Raw genomic sequence first — 20892 nt, 5'->3', positions numbered from 1 at the left:
AAAAAAATGGGAAAGCACCTGTTTTCATACAAGTTTGTTGCAGTACTGCTGTCGTTTACCGGGATTTTCTCCTGCCAAAGCCTGGAAGAATCGCCGGAGGGTATTTCAACACCTCAAAATTTTTATTCGACCGTCGGCCAGTGCGAGGCAGCTTTTGCCGGCGCGATGAATGCGCTGTTCGTTCAGTGGGACCGTTATCAGAACATTCCCATGTTCCCCGACGGCCAGTTCGAGGGCGCAAGCCTTGATTTTGGGGCGACCTCCTTCAACGAGCTCTGGACCTGGCACTACAGGTCGGTTGCAAACGTGAACGCTGTCCTGAAGGCCGTGAAAGGCGGCAGCCTGGCCGGCCTCCCGCAGGAAGAGATTGACGGCGTAGTGGCCCAGGGCAGGTTTCTGCGGGCTTTCAACTATTTTACGCTGGTACGTCTCTACGGAAAAATACCCTACCTGACCGAAGATACGCCCGACCCGGTAGCGGTGCCCCTGACGCCGGCATCCCGGCTGGAAATTGCCGCGGTATACGACCTGTTGGAAGCTGACCTGAGCTTTGCCGTTGAACATCTTGGCGACTATAGCGCGGGTACCCCCGGCAAGCCCAACAAATGGATAGCAAAGGGTTTCCTTGCCAAGGTATACCTGACCAGGGCCACAGCTCCGCTCAGCCAGTCCGAATACTACGCCAAAGCGCGCGACATGGCCGACGACGTGATCACCAGGGGGCCTTACCGGTTGCTGCCCGACTTCAGGGAGATTTTTAAAACTTCGAACAACCGCAACCTGGAAACATTGTTTGCCTTTTACGCTTCGCCCCAATCGCCTTACATGCCCGGTAATGCCTGGGCCCCTTCCGAGATGGACGGCTGGAGCGGCGGTCCTGTGAAAATCTACTGGGCGTTGAACCTGTATCCCGAGCAGCCGCGCAAGCATAGCTATTTGCTGCTGGATTTTACTTCGGATATCTACGATCCCGGCGCTCCGATCATCAATTGGTCGAAGTCATCGGACGGCGTACCCTATATTGGCAAATACAACATGCCCAATCTCACTTTCGACCAGCAGGTCGGCGGCGGCAGTTCGGGCATCGAAATGAAGCTGCTCCGCTTTGCCGATATCCTGCTTATCTACGCCGAAGCTGCCAATATGGCTGCCGGGAAACCGACCCAACTGGCAGTAGATCGCCTGAACATGATCATCGACCGGGCCAATGCGGGTACCGGCAAAGAAGCCAGGGCGTCGCTGTCGATGGCGCGGGATGAGTTCGACAGGAAAGTGATCGACGAAAGAAGTTACGAGCTGTGTTTCGAAAACGACCGCTATTTCGATGTGCTGAGGAAACGGATTCTGGAGCAGGTCAATTTACCGGACAACGCGCAGGGCTACGATGAAAATGATTACCTCCTGCCCATTCCGGCACTTGACGCAGCGGCGATCGGGCAGAACCCCGGTTACGAATAAACCCGGTAATCACGACCGCTTTATGAGGCTTTTAAAGAGTGTTACCGTGTCGGTCTGCCTGTTTGCGGCCGGCACGGGTTTTGGTTCCGCGCAGCCGGATCTGCCGCTCCGCGAAAATGCGCCGCCGCAGGTTTCCGGCGCCGGGGAGGTACACTGGGAAAAGATAGGACCAGGAGGCGGCGGAGCTACCTTTATCCCGACATTTTCCTATCACAGCCCCTCCGATTTCCTGCTGAAATGCGACATGACCGGTTCCTACCACTCCCGGGACGGCGGTAAATCCTATGACCAGATCAACCTGCCGGACGGCGCCGGTTGTTTTGCCTACGATCCGCATGATTCCAATACGGTCTACATCGGCTCGGCTGTACTGAACAGGAGCCGTGATGGCGGCAGGACCTGGGAGCAGTTGTTCCCCGAAAAAAAAGACATGCTCGGCGCTTCGTTTTCCGGGGATCATGCCGGTTACAGGCCTGTAACCCGGCCAGGTTCGGATTACGAAAAAAACGGGCGGATCGGGACGATCAAAGTGGACCCCTCCCGTGCTTCTTCCATGTATTTCAGTATGGGAGAGTTTTTGTTTGCTACCGGCGACCAGGGCAAAAGCTGGCAGAAAAAGCAGATCGGCGGGCCAATCGAACTTCTTTACACCAATACGGCCGGCCTGAAAGAGGAACTGGTCATTTTTACACCCGATGCTGCCTTTACGCTGGATAAGCGTACGGGTAAACTTTCGAAAAATGCTTATCCGGAACAGATGAGCCCGGCATTTTCATTTACCGCCGGAATCGATCCGGTGCGGGGACACGAGGTTTTTTATGCGTTGCATCACGATACCAGCCGGGAGGTACGGGAAGAGTTCGGGTACAGCGAAGTCTGGGTTTCGGAAGACCGGGGCCTTACCTGGGCGGTGCGTCGTAACCCGGTGCTCGCCAATACCCGCGCGGGCGTAAAACCGAGCTATTCCATGATCGCCTGCTCCGAATCCGATGCCCGGCAGGTTTACCTTGTGACGAACCGGTACGAAGAAAAAAGGGAAAAGGGCGTGGTTTACTGGTATGGGGCCATGAAAAGCGAGGATTCAGGCAAGACCTGGGATTGGGTCTGGAAGGGCGGCGGCGGTTCGGGGCGATATGGTGTGAAGGACGGTGTAGGCGTGGCCAACCTGGAAGATGCCTGGGCAGAAGAGGCCTTCGGAGGCGAGTATATCCGCCTGATGGATATCGGTGTATCGCCGACTGACGCCCGTACCGCTATTGTGACCGACTGGTACAGGGCGATGAAAACAACCGATGGGGGCAAATCCTGGAAGGAAATTTACAGTGACCGGCTGCCCGGCGGGACCTACAGGAGCCGTGGCCTGGACGTCACGACCAGCTACGGCGTTCATTTCGACCCGTTCGACAGCAGCCACCTGGCCATCAGCTACACCGACATCGGTTACCATCACAGCTACGACGGCGGCGAAAGCTGGCAGCGTTCCGTGAAAGGAGTGCCCTCCGAATGGGTGAACACCTGTTACTGGGTCGAATTTGACCCGGAAGTAAAGGGGAAGATTTGGTCGGCTTGGTCGGGCATGCACGACTACCCGCGCGGAAAAATGACCCGCGATCCTGCATGGAAACAAAAGGCGAAAGGCGGGATATGCGTATCGTACGACGGCGGTAAAACCTGGGAGCCCTATACAGAAGGAATGGGAGCGGATTCCCCGGCTACCTCCCTTGTGCTTGATCCGACGTCACCGCCAGGGAAACGTACTCTGTATGCGGCCGTTTATTCAAAAGGTATTTTTAAATCCACGGACGACGGCAAAACCTGGCAATTGAAAAACAACGGAATAGGGGACAACACCTGTGCATTTGAACTGACCAGGACCGGGAACGGCACGCTGTTCCTGACGGTGAGCCCGACGCCTGTCCACAGGAACGGTAAAAAGGGACGGGAGTTTTATCCCGGAGCCGTGTACCGGTCGACGGACGGAGCCGAAACCTGGACCCGGCTGCAGGTATCTGAGGGTCTGCTCTTCCCGAACGGAATCGGGTCTGATCCCCGTGACCCGATGCGTCTTTACCTGGCTTGCTGGTCGGATATCGACCTGAGCGACCTGGTCGGAGGAGAGGTGGCGCGCGCCACCGGCGGAAATAAAAAACTGGCTACGCCGGGAGGGGGTTTCCTTTCGGAAGACGGCGGCGATACCTGGCGCAGTATTTTCGATTCCACACAGTACGTATATGACGTGACCGTAGACCCCGGTTTCCCGGGAAGGATATACTGCAACACCTTTAACGGGGCTGCCTACCGGAGCGACGATCACGGTAAAACCTGGAACCGCATAAAGGGGTACGATTTCCATTGGGGACACCGGATTACGATTGACGAAAACAATCCCGGGCAGGTTTATATCAATACTTACGGTTCCAGCGTCTGGCACGGTTTCCCGGTGACCGCCGATGCGGGAACACCCAATCCGAACGGCCGGAACGACGCCTGGGGGTTTGCGGGATTCGGCGGGGGAGGGGCCATGTTTTACCCGACGGTGAGCCCGCACAATCCCCGCCGGGTATTGGTAGCCTGTGATATGACCGGGTCCTATGCAACGCATGACGGGGGAAAGTCCTGGCGCATGTTCAACCTCCGCGGACCTGCCCATGATTTTGTGTTTGATCCTTCAGATTCCAACACGGTATATGCCAATACGATCGCACTCTTCAAAAGTATGGACCGGGGAACGACGTGGTCGCTTTTCTATCCCTCCCCGGCCGAAGTGAGCGGTTTTGTTTCGCAGGGCGACCATGCAAGTGAAACTGTAATAACGAAAGACAGCACCCTGAGAAAGGTGATTGCATTTGCTATAGACCCCGGTGATTCCCGAAAGCTGTTCGCCATTATTTCCATCAACGGGAAACCTTCTTTTTGTACATCGGAGAACGGGGGAGGTAACTGGCGGACGGAAAGGCAACTTGAACCCGGAACCAGGAAGATTTTTATTGATCCGGGTTCTCCACCCGGTGACCGTACGGTATTGATCTGTGGTGAAGCGGGCATTCTCAAACGGCAAAACGGGCATTGGACCCCTCGGAGCGGCCCGGGGGGCGTGCGCGTAATTAATGAGTTTTCGGGAGGTTACGATACACAGAGCAAGCGGTTTGTGGTATATGCGATTTCAGGCAGCTCCTATTTTAACCCGGAAAAAGAGAAACCGGGGATTTTTTATACCAACGATGGCGGCGCTACCTGGATAAGCCGGCAGGAGGGGCTTTTGAAACAGGCCCGGAGTACGGACCCGGAATGGCGAAGCATAGCGACCAGCACAATGCATCCGCACGTCGTGTATGTTTCCTATGCCAACCTGAAAGTGCACGGTGATACCACCTGTATAGGCGTCGCAAAAAGCGAGGATTACGGAAAAAGCTGGACGCTTGTGTGGAAGGACCTGCTGACACGGAACGGCGATGTCGCTTCGCCGAATTTAGAAGAAGAATGGCTTACCGAACGTTTCGGCCCCGGCTGGGGTGAAAACCCGTTTGCAATCGGGGTATCGCCCGCAAACCCGGAAGTCTGTTATACGACTGATTTCGGTCGTACCCTTAAGTCGGAGGATGGCGGGAAAACCTGGGAGCAGGTATTCACCAGGAAAAAACCGGGAGGAGGCTGGGTATCCAGGGGATTGGAAGTTACCACAGGATACCAGCTTGCTTTTGATCCCTTCGACAAAAATCACGTATTCACAGCCAATACCGATATCGGGCTTATGGAAAGCCTGGATGGCGGCGAGAGCTGGACAAGCGCAACCCGCGACAACGGGGTACCGAAAAACTGGTCCAACAGCACGTATTGGGTGGCTTTCGATCCGGAAGTGAAGGGCAGGGTATGGGTAGCGATGAGCGGAACGCACGATTTGCCCAGGCCAAAAATGTGGCGGAAAAACGGGGTTAGTGGCTATAAAGGGGGAGTACTCGTGAGTGACGACGGAGGCAAAACATGGAAGCCGGTCAGCGGGGATATCGGCGAGGGAGCGGTGACGCATCTGCTGGTGGACCCTTTGAGCCCGCCGGCGGGGCGGACACTGTATTCCTGTGTGTTCGGGAAAGGCGTATACAAATCAACTGACGGCGGCGCTACCTGGATGCAGAAAAACAAAGGCATAGACAATCCTGAACCGTTTGCCTGGCGTATCGTGAAAAGGGACGAGGACCACACCCTGTTCCTGGTGGTGAGCCGGCGAAGCGAGGGCGGAGAGACCGGCACAACCGGAGACGGCGCACTGTACCGGTCGTCGGACGAGGGAGAGACCTGGACAAAAATGGCATTACCTCCCGGGACAAACGGACCCACCAGCCTGGCGGCGGACCCGGACCGGCCTCACCGTCTGCTGCTTTCCGCCTGGGGCCGGAAATCGGCCGGGCGTTTTGCACCGGATACAGGCGGCGGGATTTTCGTGTCGGACGACGACGGACGGACCTGGAAACCTGTTCTGGAACAGGATCAGCATGTACACGACCTTACGTACGACGCCCGTGTGAGACGATTTTACGCCTGCGGATTTAACGGGTCGGCCTACGCTTCGGAAGATGCCGGAATGACCTGGACCCGGATAAAGGGCTATAATTTCAAATGGGGGAAACGGGTGGAGCCCGACCCGCGGGACCCCGGAAAAATATTCATTATAACCTTCGGAGGCGGTGTCTGGTACGGACCTGCAAGAGGCGATGCAACCGCCTTAGAGGACATCGTGCCGGTGCGTTGAATCCGCATAATTTTTACCTTCTGGCATTATCACCGGGAAGCAACTTTTATTAGTAACTTCATTGTGAAAATGTTAAGGTAAATGACTCCCGAAATATGACCAATCGACAGCCTGCTTTCCTGTACTGTATCCTGTTGTTATTCCTGGCAGCGACCGCTCGGAGCAAGGAGATTACAGCCAAAACCGAAACGAACCAAATGGTGGAGCTCACCTTTAAAACGGGTACAAATTACAACGACCCGTTTAATGAAGTAGAGCTGGACGCCGTGTTTACTGATCCCTCGGGGAAGGAGCTGAAAGTGCCCGCTTTCTGGGCCGGGGGCGATACCTGGAAAGTGCGGTATTCATCGCCGTTAACCGGCACGCATCGTTTTACAACGGTTTGCTCAAATGTCGGTGATAAGGCCCTGCACCTGGTAAAAGGGAAGGTGGAGGTCAGGAAATACCGTGGCGACAATGTCCTGTTTCAACGGGGAGCGCCGAAAATAGCCACCGACAAAAGGCATTTTGCCTACGGTGACGGAACGCCATTTTTCTGGATGGGGGACACCTGGTGGATGGGATTGACCAAAAGACTGGTTTGGCCGGCGGAGGTGGAGATGCTGGCCGAAGACAGGATCAGGAAAGGTTTTAACGTAGTCCAGATCATCGCGGGCCTGTACCCGGATATGCCGGCGTTTGACCCCCGCGGAGAAAATGAAAACGGTTTTCCGTGGGAAGCGGAGTACGCCAGCATCAGGCCTTCGTATTTTGATGCCGCCGACAACCGTATTCTCTACCTCGCCAAAAAGGGGATCGTACCCTGCGTCGTGGGGGCATGGGGGTATCACCTGCCCTGGCTGGGGGTTGAAAAAATGAAGAAGCACTGGCGCTACCTTATTGCAAGATGGGGCGCGCTGCCGGTTGTCTGGTGCGCAGCGGGGGAGACGACCATGCCGTTTTATTTGTCGGCCAGCAAAGAAGCAGACAAGGCTTTCCTGAAAAAGGAATGGACCACCGTCATGCAGTACCTGAAGGAAACCGATCCGTTCCACCGCCTATTGACCACCCACGCGGCTTATCACGACCGGACTACCCGCGAATCGATAACCAAACCGGAGTTGCTGGACTTTGACATGCACCAGAGCGGTCACGGCGACGTGGCGACCAAACAGGCCGCCCGTGCCCTTGAGGGATGGCGCCTGCAGCCGCCCATGCCGGTTATGAGCGGTGAATCGCGCTATGAAGCGCTGGCTATTCCTGATCCGCTTCCTGCGGATGCGCCAAGAAGCGCATTCTGGGCGCATACCGTCAACAGCGGGCTGGCCGGGCATACCTACGGCGCTAACGGGATCTGGCAACTGAACGGAATTAACAAGCCTTACGGCAAGTCGCCCGGCGGCAATAACTGGGGAGTCACGCCATGGAACGAAGCCATGAAGCTACCGGGCTCGGCGCAAATCGGGGCCGCGCGGCAACTGATCGAATCCATTCCCGGGTGGAGCAGCTTTCAGCCGCGCCCGGAAATGATCACAGAATGGTCGTCTGCGGATGCAGCCGTGCTGGCAGTAACCGATAACAACCGGTCCGCATTGGCCTACCTGCAGTCGCCCGGCAGGATTACCCTGACGTTACCGGCGACTAACCAGGCCTATAAAGCTTTCTGGTTCAACCCGGTAACTACGACAAGAGAGCAGGCGTTTACAGTGGCCACGGACACTTCGGGTAAGCTGGCGGCGACTTCACCGCCCGCCCGGCAGGACTGGGTGCTGGTGTTGACAAAATCTGACTGAATCTCCGGGCTGATGGCATTAATTTGGGAAAATTGTCCCGCAGTATAAATGGTTTGATGATGAACAGCTACCGACAGCTTTGGGTAATAATATTGCCGGTGTTTTTTTGTGTAAGCTCGTCCGCGCAATCGCAGGTAAATGTGAAATACAGGCTGAAGCCGGCCGGACCGGTCGAGGCGCCGGTTATTCTGCAGGGGCATCCTGATGCCGCCGGTAATAAAAATGGCTTCGAAGGCGGGACGGTCTTCCGGGAAGGCAAAGATTTCCATCTTTTCGTAACGGAAGAAATGAAAGGGTGGTCGCAGACGCGGACGGGACATTGGGAAAGCAGGGATGGAAAGAAATGGCGCCGGCTGAGAACCGTTCAAAGTCCCGCTGCGCAGCCTGAAGACCCGCGGTATTCCATCTGGTCGCCCATGCCGGTGTACAATCCTAATGAAGATCGGTGGAACCTGTTTTACGTGGGGTATGAAACGGAACGCACCATCCACGGACGAGTGTTCCGGGCTATGGCCGGGAAGCGGGGCAGGAAAGGTTTGGAAGACACTTTCAACGATGTAGCAGGCACGGTCATCGCATTTACGGATTCTGTCCGGAACGATTGGGAAGGCGTACAGGGTACCGACTCTTTTTACCCGTTCCGGGCAGGCGACAAATGGCTGGCTTTTTACGGGAGTTCCGACGCGGCATCATACTGGTACGTGGGGCTCGCGGAAGCCGACAGCCTGGAAGGGTGCTGGAAGCGTATCATAGGCCCTCCGGTTTTCAGAAACGCCGAAAACCCGATCGTTATTTCACTGGGAAACGGTACTTTTTTCTGCGTTTACGACGACCTGACCCGCCTGAACAACGACAATCGCATCGGCTATGCCTGGTCGGCTGACGGGCTGAACTGGGAGTCTGCCTCGCTGGAAATACCTTTACCGGCTCCTGTGACCAATATCCGCACCCCGCAGGGTATGATCCCGGTCGGTGACGGCGCCTACTGGATTTACTATACAGGCAATACCGCGTCACGCTTTGATGTAGTGGCCCGCGTGAAAGTGAAGATAGAGCCTTACTGATCACGCAGAGGCTAATGGCAGCGTGCGAACAAAAAAACATAGAGGTTAGCTCCCCTTTCTGTGTGCCCCTGTGCCGGTAAAGAGCCAATGGGAGAGGCCGGTGTTGGGTGACTACTTAGCACGGTCGGTTTTAATAGCAGCAATATGCTTTCTCAATTGGTCTCCGTCCGTGATCAGTTCTTTAAGATTCTGGCCAGGCCGGAAAATAATGTAGTGTCCACCGGGGATATAACCTTTGCGAACTACGTATTGAACGGACTCGCAGTCCAGGTTCTTCAGAAAGTTGGTGCATATTTCAGCCTTTGCCGGGGCATTGGGCATTGAAAGGATATAAAATCCGTCTGCGAATACCTCCGGCGTCACCAGATTGTCTCGCATCAGGCTTTGTACAATAATGTCCTTACGTTTCTCATCCGCTGCGAAACGAACATAAGCGCCTAACAGCAGCGAAAGTTTTTGCCGCCTGGTTTCGAGTTTCTCCGCTCGAAGCTTCCCGGTAAATAGGGTGTCGCCTCTGTGGGTTCGACGAAAATCAGGCTTGTACTGGTAATATTCGTCGATTTTAACTGCCAATGCCGGCGAGTACAATTTGATACCCATAGGGGCGCCATTGTTTGCTATTGTGATATCCGGGTAAAGCGGGCTAAACAAAGAATCCAGAAAAACGGCAAGGTTTAACTCACTTTTGTGCAGTATGTCGACTTTCTGATAGTAAAAGCCCCCTTCAACGAATGTACGCTGATATCCCATGTATTCGTTAAGCAGGCCAAGCAGGAAACTGTGCTGATCGTATTTTCCGTTTTTGAACTGCGCGCTTGCTGAAATTGCAGGCAAAAAGAAAATGAAAAAAAGAAAGAGCGGGCGACAGGATAGGATTACCATTGGGATGTCTGGTTTAAGGAGAAATTTCCGGCTTTTTTTGCTTTCGCTCTTCCTTTATTTTTATGAGAATTCTTTTCAACTCGTCCAGTTCGTCATGTGTAAAGTCACGTACCGTGCTATCGGGCAGCGATAGTATTCCAAACCTTACGCCTTCGCCGTAGATAAGCGCATTGCGGGTGGCGCGTCTGATGCGTTGTTCCCAGTTCTCCCTTTCGGTGTCTGACAGATAGATTTTTTTCGGCTGAATTGTATCCTGATACGATGCCGTATATCCGGTTTTTACGCTTTCATGTGAAAGCGTGTCTTCTCTTCCCAGGCCCCGATTTCCCCGGATTATAAGGGTCGTCCCGGCGCTAGGATGGGAGGCGAGCCGCTCACCAAGGGGTTTTCTTTTCAACCTGCCTGTATAAAGCGCTTCGTCTTTCAGATAGGGAATCGGGAAACGAGCGGAATTCGGTTCGATCAAGGCGGCACTATCGGTTCGCACGGTTACTTTTCGGTCCTGTTTCCAATTCCTCCGGGCCACCATGACCTCCCCCTGGGAGTTGTTATAGGTAGCGAGCCGTTCATCAGAAGTAGAGGTGTCTCCGGGTAGCTTTCCGAATCCTACTATTACTATCTCGTCTAAAGCGCTGTCCGTCTGTGTGGCCGCAACCGGGGGAGCGTCGTACAATTTTGCGGGCGGGTATTGGCGGGTAGAAAGTCTGAATTTTTTCGCCTCTGTCTCTTTCGTTTTAATTTCTCGGTGAAAGTCCGTCACGTCAATAGTCACTATCCCTGGTTCTACAGGCTGGTAAATTGTATCCGGCAGGAAAGCAGATTCTTGTTTCAGCGGGAAAAAAAATGGGCGGTGGTAAATCAGAAACCCGCCGGTGATCAACAGGAAGGCGGCCGCTACGTAGGGCCAACTCCTTCTGACTGTGGTCTTGACTGCAGGCGTCCCGTGTTGTAGCTTTTCTTTCCAATAGCCTGGCTTTACTCCATCATTCAGCATCATTTCGAATCCTTCGTACGCCTCGCGCAGGAACGAATCGTCAAGCATCTCTTCCTCAAATTGATACTGTTCTTCAGGTGTCATTTCGTTGAAATGATACCGGTGAAAATCGCTGAATCCATATTGTTTATGCGTTTTCATTTCTTTCCAGACAATTTTTTAAATTTCGCTTTCCATTCTGGATATAACTTTTCACTTTGCTGATGTCAAATCCTGTGACTTCTGCGATCTCCCTGTAGCACTTTCCTTCCAGATAAAAAAGCGATATACTCCGGCGCTGATTGTCAGGCAGTCTGTTCAGGCACGCGGTCAATCGATCGAGCTGGACATCCGATACCCGATAGCCGGTGTCGCTTTCGTCCTTTTCTTCAAGGTCTTCCAAAGATTTGCCGATTTCAATCGGCATCCGTTGCCTCAATTTCATCAGGCAGTGGTTTCTGGCGACCGAATACAGCCATGCCTTAAAATTTTGAGGCTCATGAATTTTTAACTCCACATTTAGCTTCTCAAATAATTCCATCACCGTGTCCCTGGCGTCTTCCTCAGTTCTGAAAAATTTATAGCAGCGCGCGAAAAGGACTTCCATGTAAGGCTGATAAATCTGTCCCAATACCTCCATATCACCAGACAACCGAAAGCGCCGGATTAACTCTTTCTCATCAGAAGTTTTACCTTTAAACAGTTTTAAAAATTTCAATTTCAGCCCGGTTGATACTTATCAATAACCTAAAGATGCGGTCGGTCCGGTTTCTCCATAAAAAGTTTGAAAAAAAATATGGAAAAACCGGCGACATATAATCCTATGTATAAAAGTAATGCGCCTGTTCCAGGGTCAAACACAGCCTGGATGGCTCGAAGCCTTTATATCCGGTTAAAATGAAACCTATTGTATTATGAAAATGAAATCCACCGTATTCCTGTTTTTGCTGTTCCTGGCTTTTGATGGCAACGCGCAGTCCATTTTTAAAGGAAAGGTAGTCGACTCCGGAAAGTTGCCGCTTCCCGGTGTACTGGTGAGTGTGGGGGGCGCATCGGCAAGGACTGTTACCGACCAACAGGGGAATTTCTCTGTCAAACTGGCTCCAACCGACAGTGTCCTGATTTTCCAATTCGTTGGGTATCTGACTAAAGACATCCGGATAAGTGGTTGGCAGGGCCCGGTTATGCTGATTGAGGATCAGGAGTCACTTGAGAAAGTTGTGATTGTGTGTGACAACAAAGAAGTCCCCGGTGAAATAGTTAGCAGGGTAAAATCGGGGTTTATACCGCTGTATCACAACGGGCAATCCAGGTATCACCGGGGCCCGTTCCGGCATAAAAAGCCCGTGGTTACCGGAATTGGTACCAAATTGCCGAATGGAATCGTGTACTAGGAGGGTTAGACCAGGCTCAGCTGTGTCCCGGCCTCTCTGTTCCGTCCGAGCAGGGGAATGGTGTCGATCACGTCATACTGCCGTCTCTGCTCATTGTATCGCCGGATGACAAACGACGTGCATTCGGAATGCGCCTCGAATTCCGGAAAGATAGAATAGGCAAGGTTGATCCATTCGGGCGTAAGTCTGCGGCCGATTGTCATGTGAGGGGCCTTCGATTCGTCCTGCCATTTTCTCATGTACTGCTTCCGGATAGGTTTGCCGAAGGTCTCCCGGACGATTTTATAGCGATGCTTTACTGCCTCTTCTGATTCTTTTTTCAGCCGGACGAAGAAAGCCGGATAGTACCCGTCGAAATGACCGTACCCTGAAAATTCAACGGGGAAAGGTGATAACCCGGCCAGGATCCGCCGATACTCCACCAAAACCAGGGGATAATGGCTCTCATCTGCTTCAAAGCTATCCAGAGAGATATGCGCATCCGCATTTGCGCTGCCGTAACTCTTTCCGATTTCTACCCGGAGCAGCTGTTTCAGGTTTTTTACTTTTTCCGCGATCGGCGGAGCGGGCATTATGGCCAGGGAATAGATCATCTTTTTAAAATTTCCCGTAAATTTTTGTGTTTTTATTTTTTATATCCAATACTATGCTGTAACTTTCATATCTAAATCTTGATTTTAGATAGATTCTAAGAAAAAGATTCACGAGCCCCGCAGTACATCTTTCGAGATAAATTGTGGGGCTTTTTTGTTTATTTTGACCTCCTGCTTTCCCATTCCTGACACCAATCCGGCTGTTTTCAGGTCGATTTCCCCCGTAAAGAATAACATTCACTTTGATTTTGCAATACCACCGATTGGATGCGTCCGGCAGCAATCCGGTTTTCCGCCGTTGTCGGAGAAGGCCGGCTAACAACGACGCTACAAAAATTCATACTGGTCTGACACCATCAACCGGGTGGGCTCCGGCAGTAGAATGTTGTAAAATCGTGTAGAAATTAGTTTAATATTATTCTATGTCTAGTTGTATGTGGATATGTTTGCTTTATTGTGTAGAATGTATTTGATTTTATTGTGGCATATTGTCGTAATTTTTCTCTGATTATTCTATTGATGGTCTTCCTTTGTAGGAGCGCGATGTCTAGAAAAGGTGCTTTTTTGTCTTAATTTTGCTTTTTTAGTCAAATTGAAGTGGTTGTATGCATTTTCTTTCTATCGAAAAATGACTATTGTCATGTTTGGATGATTTGTAGAATAGGTCGATGTGTGTATATCTTTGTAGCGTGTAGATGAGCGCAGTTCTCATGCGTTTTTATACACTTACTACTATTTATACTTTATGCAACCAATTCACAATTTCATGACAAATTTACTTTTACGATCCACACTTATTGTGTCGTTCCTATGTGCCTGGCAGGCAGCCGAGGCGCAGGTAACACCATCAACATTTAATGGTGTTGTTTTCGACGATGCCAATAGCAACGGCGTCCAGGAACCGGGCGAAGCGGGAATTCCCGGTGTGCTGGTAGAGATACGCGGCGGTTTAACTGCCAATGATCTTCATGCAGCGGTAATTTCCGGAGCAGACGGTAGTTACAGTCTAAGCGTGGCTTCTCATCCAACCGCTTCCAATTACCGTATGCGCTATTATTTCCCGACGGAGGCTTACCTGGTAACTGTTCCTTCCGGAACTTCATTTTCCGGGGGCTCAACTCGTACACAACCATTTTCGCTCACTTCCGGGGTTCCGGTCAATGAAACGTCGACACTTGGGTTAAGGTCAAAGTTTGAAACCAAGGCGTTCAGCACGGTAAAAGGATTGGCGCCGACCAACTGGGGAGTAGAGTCCCTGAGCCTGCCGAAGTCGCCGACCGGTGTGGGTATTGTAAAATCGGTTAAGCTTTATATCAACTACCACGTTGTTAACCCGCTGGTATTGATCAGAAATACAGCAGGTGCGGGCGAGGTTACCGGGCGTTTCACTACTTCGGCTGACTTCAATCTGGAGACGCCGTTTAGTAATGAGCAGCTGACGCATGGGGCATCATATAATTCGCCAAATATCATTCCGCTTGGCCCGGGAAGCGAGCTTGTCTTGAACAACCTTCACAGCACCTCGGGCGCAAATGAGCACCTGTACGAAGATTTTTTCTCGGAATTCGTAGGAGATAATTCTTTTTCAGTACCATTCAGCTCAGAAGGGTTTTCGGGGTTCAACGGCAGCGGAAACTTCGACGCGAGCGTCACTACTCAGTCAGCTGTTGGTCTTTTTGTCGTTTACGAGTACGAAGAAGGGTCCCTGCCGGTTAATCTCCTGAGCTTTTCAGCAGTAGCGGAAGGACAGAATGCGGTTTTAAGGTGGTCAACGGCCGCTGAAATCAACAGCCTTGCTTTCGAAGTCGAGAGGAGCCTCAATGGAAAGAGCTGGACGAAAGCCGGCTTGGTAAGCGCTCGTGGAGAAAGTAATGCGGTTTTGAATTATAGCTTTAACGATGTGAATACGGTAAAAGGAATAAACTATTACCGGCTCAAAATGATAGACCGCGATGGTGCTTTCGAGTATTCGCCGGTAGTCTCCCTGAGGTTCAGGTCCGGAAGTCAACCGGCTGTGTCGGTTTTTCCGAACCCTGCCTCTGAGGTCCTTTTTATCAAAAATATTGACGGTTCTGAAGTTGCGGAATTGGCAATTGTGAATCAGACGGGTGGCCGGGTATTGACCGCCAACAGGTACGACGCGTCGAGCGGTGTTGACATCAGGAATCTGAAGACGGGCCTTTACGTAATCAGATATACGTTGAAGAGCGGAGAGCAGAAGTCATTAAAGTTCCTGGTTAACTGATATGCTATTTCTAATGATAGCCCGGAATATCATATCCGTTACAACACCAACTGTGTTTTGATTTAACAAGCGTTGAATTTGTGCTTCAGAGAGCTCCCTTAGCCGGGAGCTCTTTTTTTTTGGGGCCCGTTGCCGGAACGACCGGTCGGGTTACGTATGCCCGTGTCAATAGTGTGGTATTGAACCCGGAAGGGCTTAAAAATAATACGAGTTACTTGTAGGATTTGTTTTAAAAAAAAAGACAAAAAAAACTACCGTCAGCGCTATGATTTTCTGCCTCAATAGATCAGATTTTCAGCCATCGCATAGCAGGAAAACCAATTCCTTTGATAGTTGGAATCGCAAATATTGGTAGCGTCTGCGAAATCGCGACTGGAGCGGTCATCATCAATGTCACTATTAGATCAACTTCACATAAATCACCATTAGAATGAAACACCCATCTACGTACTTAACTGGTAAGGGAACAATTCCTGGCAGGCTAGCGGCCGGCGTTTTCCTGGTTGCAGTATTTTTAACATTGTGGACGTCGCCTTTTCTCTACGCCCAGGATTGTAATGTAAATGCCGGCGGCAACGCCCTTGTCTGCGGGTCAACTACCACACTGGTAGGAGGAATTGAGAATAATGCGGGAAGCGGAACGCCGACATGGACGTTCATCTCAGGCCCTGTTACGCCGACTATCGTTTCTCCAAACGAGTTTACTACCAACGTAACCGGTATGACGGTGGATGGCGCCTATGTATTTCAGTTGAGCCATGCATGCGGTACGGGAACTGCAACCAACCAGGTAACCATTACCGCCCGTGCGAGGCCCGCCTCTTTTACCGCGGGACCTGATGTTACCGGTATTTGCGCCACCGTCGGTACCACCACATTGGCCGGCGTTATCCCTGCGGGTTTTACCGGACAATGGCGGTCTGTAAACATTTTTAGCAGAAACAGGTATGCTACTACGGTATCTACCAATTCAGAGTTCAGCAGCACGAGTTCGGCCACGCCCGCATTTTCCCTCACGAACAAAGCGAACCACCAGATAGACCCTGCCTATTGGGCTATTTTAAAAATCACCTCGGCGGATGGCGTGTGCAGCTATGAAGACACTACGGTAGTAAGGTTCATACCCAACCCGGTGATCATACCTCCAGCCACGAAAACGGTGTGCCGTACGGCCGGATCAACCGACGATTTCATAGACCTTCTGACGACTTCTCCTATGTTCAATACCAGTTACACCGGGTCGGCCGGTACGGTGGCAAATGGTACCACCGTCACCGTAAATGTCATTGAGCAGCCTGCAGGAGGTAACATCAGTTTCAATCGCATGGATGATACGAGGAGGGTATACTTCAACGGGATGAGCGTGAACGGGCTCTACCGCTTTACCTTAACCGTAACGAACAGTTGCGGAAGCCACACCACGCCCGAAATCGCTTTTACGTATACCGGCACTACGCCGCGTCCCGTCAATTTTCAAGTAGCGGGACATCCTGAACAGATGGTTGTCTATGGAGCGGGAGGCACAGGCGGAGAGGTCCACTGCAGCACTAAAGTCGGATCCACAGCGCCTGAAATATTCTATTTTGACATCAACGCTTTGGATAACGCGGCAAACGTTACCACCGTTGTCACACCCTCGGGTATCTATCCGCCGGGTGGTGCGCCCAGCGTTTCGGTTAGCGGCGCAGGAACTGCAAACCGGGTGGCCACGGTAACGCCCCCTTCCGGAGGCTGGCAGGTAGGGACTTATAAGTTCAGTATCACCACAAGCTTCTCCGGATCATGCGGCATCAGTCAGAGTTACTACATCCATGTTTCTGATAGCGGCAGGCCTGACGTTGCGGTGGCAGATCAAAGTGTCTGCTACCCGGGAACCGGCGCGATATCCGCAGAAATTCCTTTGCCCGCCGTTTACCAGGAAGTGGTGAACAGCAGTTATTTCCAGGACTTTTCAGGGGTCTATAATTTTAGCGTAGTGTCGAAGCCGGCCGGGTCGGGCACGCCTACCTATGGGACTTCCGACCAGCGGTCAACCAAACTTACCAGTACCACAATCGGTAATCTGACCACTCCCGGGGATTACGTTTTTCAAATCACGGCTGCTCCCAGGGCGGGAAGCAGCGTAGGTGCATTTCTCCCCGCTGAATATGCCTGTTCCGGGACCTCGCTAACCTCCACTTTTACCATACATGTCGAGAACCTGGTCAACGCGAATGCAGGTTCAGACCTGACAGGTGCATGTCCGACCACGACACTCCTGGGCAATAACCCGGGTGCAGGCACGGGCACATGGACGCTGGTTTCGGCTCCGGCCGGAGCCACCCCGAGCATTGCCAACCCGTCGGCCCCCAATACGGCTGCGACGAATATGAATGTTGAGGGGGTGTATCGTTTCCGTTGGACGATTAACAGCCCGCTCGGTGGCTGCACCAGCGCCGATGAGGTTACTTACACTGTTTCCTCCACTCCCCCGGCGCTTAGCGGCAACGCACTTGCCAATACTTGTCCCGCTACCTCCGTAGATCTGACCGGACTGTTTGCTGGTACGGCGCCTGCCGGGACTTCCGTGGTATGGTACAATAACAGTTCTCATACCGGCGCCCCGGTTTCCGACCCGGCGGCAGTGAGCGTTTCGGGCACCTACTACGCCTTTTTCCTGTCTACCGGCGAATGCTACTCGCTTCCTTCCGCACCTGTAAATGTCACCATAGACGGCAGCTGTTGCGCGGCCGGCGATGCGGCTCCGGTAATCAATCCGTAGGCAGCTGTATGCAAGAAACCATAATATAGATCATTATGATAAAAAATATAGAAATGGGTTTCCGTATAATGTTCGGTGCCGCTGTCTTGTTGATAGCTGATATGGCATACGGGCAAACCACGGTAGACCTGACAGCCAGAATCACACCCCCTGCAACGGCCGGCGTAGTCATCCGGTGGTTTACTGACGCCGGGCATACCAACCCTGTCGCGGACCCTACCCAGGTGGTTTCTACCAGTACACCCACCAATTATTGGGCGTTTTTTTACGATACTGCCGGGGATTGCTACAGTTCGGGAGCGAAGGTTACGTTAATGGACGCTGCCTGCCCGGTCACGACGGTGAATCTGAAAGCATTACCGGGCGGGGATGCCCCGAATTTGGTATGGCATTCGGCGCCGGTTCCGGTAACTGGTGACACGGAAGTACCGGATCCGACAGCCGCAGGGCCGGGTACCTACTGGGCTTTCTTTTTTGACGCCGCCCAGGATTGCTACAGTCCTGCCAGCAGCCCGGTGATCGTGCAGGGAGAATGTTCCCTTCCCGTGTCGCTGCTTTACTTCGATGCTGTCGCGGAAGGAACCGGTGCATTACTAAAATGGGCTACCGCCAGCGAGGAGAACAGCAAGGGTTTTGAAGTGCAGCGAAGCGCCGATGCAAAGCACTGGCGGAACCTCGGGTTTGTAGAGGCAAAGTCAGTGAACGGAGTGAGCGTGCGCGAATTGAAGTACAGTTTTACAGACGCGGCGCCACCGAGCCGGCAGAACTACTATCGTCTTAAAATGATCGATCTCGACGGTACTTTTGCTTATAGTAATATCGCAGTGGTAAGAAATAACGAAAGTATCGTATACACCTTCCCGAATCCGACATCGGGTCTCATCCGGCTTACGCAGGCCGGACTCGTAAACGCCGGAAAAATTGAGCTGATCAACATGGAAGGGAAGGTGGTATACAAAGCCAACGGCATGACGGCGGAGGGGATCAACGTAAAAGGATTGGTGGCCAAAGGCGTGTATCTCCTTAAGGTATACCAGTCCGACGGAATACAGTCGTCCTATAAGGTGATGCTTACAGACTAGCCTTACGCTGCTTCAGGCTCGGGTTTGCCTGAACGATACGCAAAGCACACCGGTCAAAGCCGACCGGCGTGCTTTGCTTTTTACCGGTAGCCGTTTTTCAGGAAAGCCGGCCGGTTGTGCTGGGGAAGCCGTTCGAAACAGGGCCGGATGATATCGGCCGCATTGCGCGCCAGGATGCGTTCCTTGGCGGCTTGCGGTAAGTCGGAAAAAATGACCCATCCCAGTTGTTGCCTCGGATCGCGCATCGGGAGGTCGGAGCCATATACCACGCGTGATTCGCCTGCTCCGGCTACAAGGTACTCAATGATCCCGCCGGTTACGGAGGTAAAGGTAATTTCGGCGTAAACATTGGGATGTTTCTTCATCATCTCAATAGCCAGGTCGGCCATGCGGTAATTACTGCCGGTATGTGCTACCACCCAGCGTACCCGCGGGTACCTGGCAGCGAGTGAATCTACTTCGAGCAGGTCGGCCCGTGAAGGATGGATCAGCGCATAAAACTGGTGCTGGTTGCCGAACTCCCACCATTTGTCGTACACCGCATTATGGTATTCCACACCGAAGAACAGGTAAGGTTTCATACCGATAAAACGGGGGTCGGCATATACCTTCCGGATCTGCTGTTCCATTTCCTGCTGGCTGTAATGGGTCGGGTCAAAGGTTGCGAGTCCCCAGAATCCGCCAGGAGAAAGATCCAGCGCGTTGCGGGTGGTTTCGTTCCCGGCTTCCGAAACAAAGCTCTGGATCCCGTTCCAGCTCATGAGGCCGCCGCCCTGGTACCCCAGGTGGCTGACGGCCTTGAAGACGCCTTTCGGGTCTCCGTTTTGCATGCGGTAATGCCGTCCTACGCCGAACACGCCGGTGTCCAGGATGTGCATGTGCATGTCTACGATCGGCACCGCGGGCGCGGTTCCCCGGCGGACAGCTGCCATCAGCGCATCCTCGTTTTTGTTTTCCCGGGCTTTCGGCAGCCCGTCCAGCTTCAGCAGCCGGGCCAGGTTTCCTCCGGCTATTTTCTGCCGGGTTGCGGCGTCGGTCCGGGCCAGGTCGACGAAAGTCCGGTGCGCGCCTACCGCCATGGCGGGGGCGTTTGATGCAAAAAGCAATTGGTCGGCCAGCCCTTTGCCGGCCAGGTATTCGAGCCCCTCGTTGATCTGGAACGTTTCAAAGCTGATGTGCAGGTTCTTTCTGCGGGCCATCAAAGGAAGCACAAAGCGCTGCTCACCGTAGGTAGCGCTGGTGAGCAGTAGCGGGACTTCCGGGTAGCGGCCGAGAAACTCATCCACGTCAGACCAGGTGCCCAGCTCGCGGGCCTGGGTAATAACCAGCATTTTCTGCTCCGAAATCCAGCGGAACAGGGCCTCGCTGTCGGGCGATTTCCAGTCCCAGGAGTTGGACTGCGGGTAGATGCTGAATGCGCGGACATTATGCTGTTTCACCAGACCGGCCAGTTCTGCCGGAGCCGGGTATTCACCGGAATGATGCGGCATCACGTTCCAGATGGCATGCAAGTGGGGGTATGGCTTCAGCATGCTGCTCAGTTCCAGGTTGGAGTGATGCAGGTCGTAATTGGTAGAAAGCGTATAGGCTACCAGCGCCCCGGAAATGGAGCAGCGGTCCATTTCCTTGAGAAGGTCTTCCAGCCGCCACCGGTTGGCGGGGTGTATCACCTTTTCCGGACCGATCCGTGTATAAGCATCCAGGTAAATAAGGGGGGCTTGCTCGGTGAAGCTGCCGGCCTGTGCGTGAGCAAGGGTGATGAGCCCGGCCGCGCCTGCTGCACCGGTTTTCAGAAATTGCCTTCTCGAAAAAAACTGAGTCACGTAGTCGTAGAATATCGGTTGATGGATCATGACGCCCCGGGTACGTGCGTCTCTCTTCAGACGGGGCGGGTTTTGTTCCTGACGGGTCTGTCTAAAAA

13 protein-coding genes are annotated in these 20892 nt (G+C 52.9%); 8 read left to right on the top strand and 5 right to left on the bottom strand.

The genetic code is table 11. The annotated features are described in order from the left end of the window. Positions 1-6 precede the first annotated feature (6 nt). From ABD852_RS11665 to ABD852_RS11650, 4 genes are all read left to right on the top strand, one after another. Positions 7-1458, top strand: a complete 1452-nt coding sequence (locus ABD852_RS11665) for a RagB/SusD family nutrient uptake outer membrane protein (RefSeq protein WP_345028861.1) — start codon at positions 7-9, stop codon at positions 1456-1458. Between the two features lie 22 nt (positions 1459-1480). After that, complete coding sequence (locus ABD852_RS11660) at positions 1481-6205, top strand: VPS10 domain-containing protein (protein WP_345028856.1); 4725 nt, start codon at positions 1481-1483, stop codon at positions 6203-6205. 95 nt (positions 6206-6300) lie between these two features. Beyond that, on the top strand, positions 6301-7977 hold the full coding sequence (locus tag ABD852_RS11655) for a glycoside hydrolase family 140 protein (protein WP_345028854.1): 1677 nt from the start codon (positions 6301-6303) through the stop codon (positions 7975-7977). Positions 7978-8009: 32 nt separating this feature from the next. Next, positions 8010-9041, top strand: a complete 1032-nt coding sequence (locus tag ABD852_RS11650; RefSeq protein WP_345028853.1) for a glycoside hydrolase family protein — start codon at positions 8010-8012, stop codon at positions 9039-9041. A 111-nt stretch (positions 9042-9152) separates the two neighbouring features. Here ABD852_RS11650 and ABD852_RS11645 read toward each other — a convergent pair whose 3' ends face one another. From ABD852_RS11645 to ABD852_RS11635, 3 genes are read right to left on the bottom strand one after another with little or no spacing between them, the layout of a single operon-like run. Continuing rightward, positions 9153-9923 carry a hypothetical protein gene (locus tag ABD852_RS11645; protein WP_345028852.1) on the bottom strand — a complete coding sequence of 257 codons (771 nt, stop codon included), beginning with the start codon at positions 9921-9923 and terminating at the stop codon, positions 9153-9155. A gap of 13 nt (positions 9924-9936) precedes the next feature. After that, positions 9937-11058, bottom strand: coding sequence for a hypothetical protein (locus ABD852_RS11640; RefSeq protein WP_345028851.1), 1122 nt, complete (start codon positions 11056-11058; stop codon positions 9937-9939). Continuing rightward, positions 11045-11614, bottom strand: coding sequence for an RNA polymerase sigma factor (locus tag ABD852_RS11635; RefSeq protein WP_345028850.1), 570 nt, complete (start codon positions 11612-11614; stop codon positions 11045-11047). The genes ABD852_RS11640 and ABD852_RS11635 overlap by 14 nt, the downstream gene beginning before the upstream one ends. Positions 11615-11810: 196 nt before the next feature. Here ABD852_RS11635 and ABD852_RS11630 point away from each other — a divergent pair, with 196 nt between their 5' ends. Next, a complete protein-coding gene (locus ABD852_RS11630; RefSeq protein ID WP_345028847.1) occupies positions 11811-12290 on the top strand; it encodes a carboxypeptidase-like regulatory domain-containing protein in 480 nt (159 codons plus the stop codon). A 5-nt stretch (positions 12291-12295) separates the two neighbouring features. Here ABD852_RS11630 and ABD852_RS11625 read toward each other — a convergent pair whose 3' ends face one another. After that, positions 12296-12883: a 2'-5' RNA ligase family protein gene (locus tag ABD852_RS11625; protein WP_345028844.1), complete on the bottom strand. Its 588-nt coding sequence runs from the start codon at positions 12881-12883 to the stop codon at positions 12296-12298. A 766-nt stretch (positions 12884-13649) separates the two neighbouring features. On the opposite strand from ABD852_RS11625, the gene ABD852_RS11620 reads away from it, so the two are divergent. The 3 genes from ABD852_RS11620 to ABD852_RS11610 all read left to right on the top strand — a co-directional run bounded on the left by ABD852_RS11620 (position 13650) and on the right by ABD852_RS11610 (position 18971). Continuing rightward, positions 13650-15128: a T9SS type A sorting domain-containing protein gene (locus ABD852_RS11620; protein WP_345028843.1), complete on the top strand. Its 1479-nt coding sequence runs from the start codon at positions 13650-13652 to the stop codon at positions 15126-15128. Between the two features lie 430 nt (positions 15129-15558). Next, a complete protein-coding gene (locus ABD852_RS11615) occupies positions 15559-17889 on the top strand; it encodes a hypothetical protein (RefSeq protein ID WP_345028842.1) in 2331 nt (776 codons plus the stop codon). Between the two features lie 53 nt (positions 17890-17942). After that, complete coding sequence (locus ABD852_RS11610) at positions 17943-18971, top strand: T9SS type A sorting domain-containing protein (RefSeq protein ID WP_345028840.1); 1029 nt, start codon at positions 17943-17945, stop codon at positions 18969-18971. Positions 18972-19051: 80 nt separating this feature from the next. Here ABD852_RS11610 and ABD852_RS11605 read toward each other — a convergent pair whose 3' ends face one another. Continuing rightward, positions 19052-20824 (bottom strand): amidohydrolase family protein, encoded by a 1773-nt coding sequence (locus tag ABD852_RS11605; RefSeq protein ID WP_345028837.1) that lies wholly within the window; start codon positions 20822-20824, stop codon positions 19052-19054. Between the last annotated feature and the right edge of the window lie 68 nt (positions 20825-20892).

Origin of the sequence: Ravibacter arvi, assembly GCF_039540405.1 — a bacterium.
Lineage (GTDB): Bacteria > Bacteroidota > Bacteroidia > Cytophagales > Spirosomataceae > Ravibacter > Ravibacter arvi.
The sequence above is the reverse complement of the archived record's forward strand: the minus strand, read 5'-3'. Positions and strand labels throughout refer to the sequence as shown.

Coding starts and splice junctions, on each gene's coding strand:
- ABD852_RS11665 (WP_345028861.1), top strand. CDS start 7: ATGGGAAAGCACCTGTTTTCATACAAGTTTGTTGCAGTACTGCTGTCG.
- ABD852_RS11660 (WP_345028856.1), top strand. CDS start 1,481: ATGAGGCTTTTAAAGAGTGTTACCGTGTCGGTCTGCCTGTTTGCGGCC.
- ABD852_RS11655 (WP_345028854.1), top strand. CDS start 6,301: ATGACCAATCGACAGCCTGCTTTCCTGTACTGTATCCTGTTGTTATTC.
- ABD852_RS11645 (WP_345028852.1), bottom strand. CDS start 9,923: ATGGTAATCCTATCCTGTCGCCCGCTCTTTCTTTTTTTCATTTTCTTT.
- ABD852_RS11640 (WP_345028851.1), bottom strand. CDS start 11,058: ATGAAAACGCATAAACAATATGGATTCAGCGATTTTCACCGGTATCAT.
- ABD852_RS11630 (WP_345028847.1), top strand. CDS start 11,811: ATGAAAATGAAATCCACCGTATTCCTGTTTTTGCTGTTCCTGGCTTTT.
- ABD852_RS11625 (WP_345028844.1), bottom strand. CDS start 12,883: ATGATCTATTCCCTGGCCATAATGCCCGCTCCGCCGATCGCGGAAAAA.
- ABD852_RS11620 (WP_345028843.1), top strand. CDS start 13,650: ATGACAAATTTACTTTTACGATCCACACTTATTGTGTCGTTCCTATGT.
- ABD852_RS11615 (WP_345028842.1), top strand. CDS start 15,559: ATGAAACACCCATCTACGTACTTAACTGGTAAGGGAACAATTCCTGGC.
- ABD852_RS11610 (WP_345028840.1), top strand. CDS start 17,943: ATGGGTTTCCGTATAATGTTCGGTGCCGCTGTCTTGTTGATAGCTGAT.
- ABD852_RS11605 (WP_345028837.1), bottom strand. CDS start 20,824: ATGATCCATCAACCGATATTCTACGACTACGTGACTCAGTTTTTTTCG.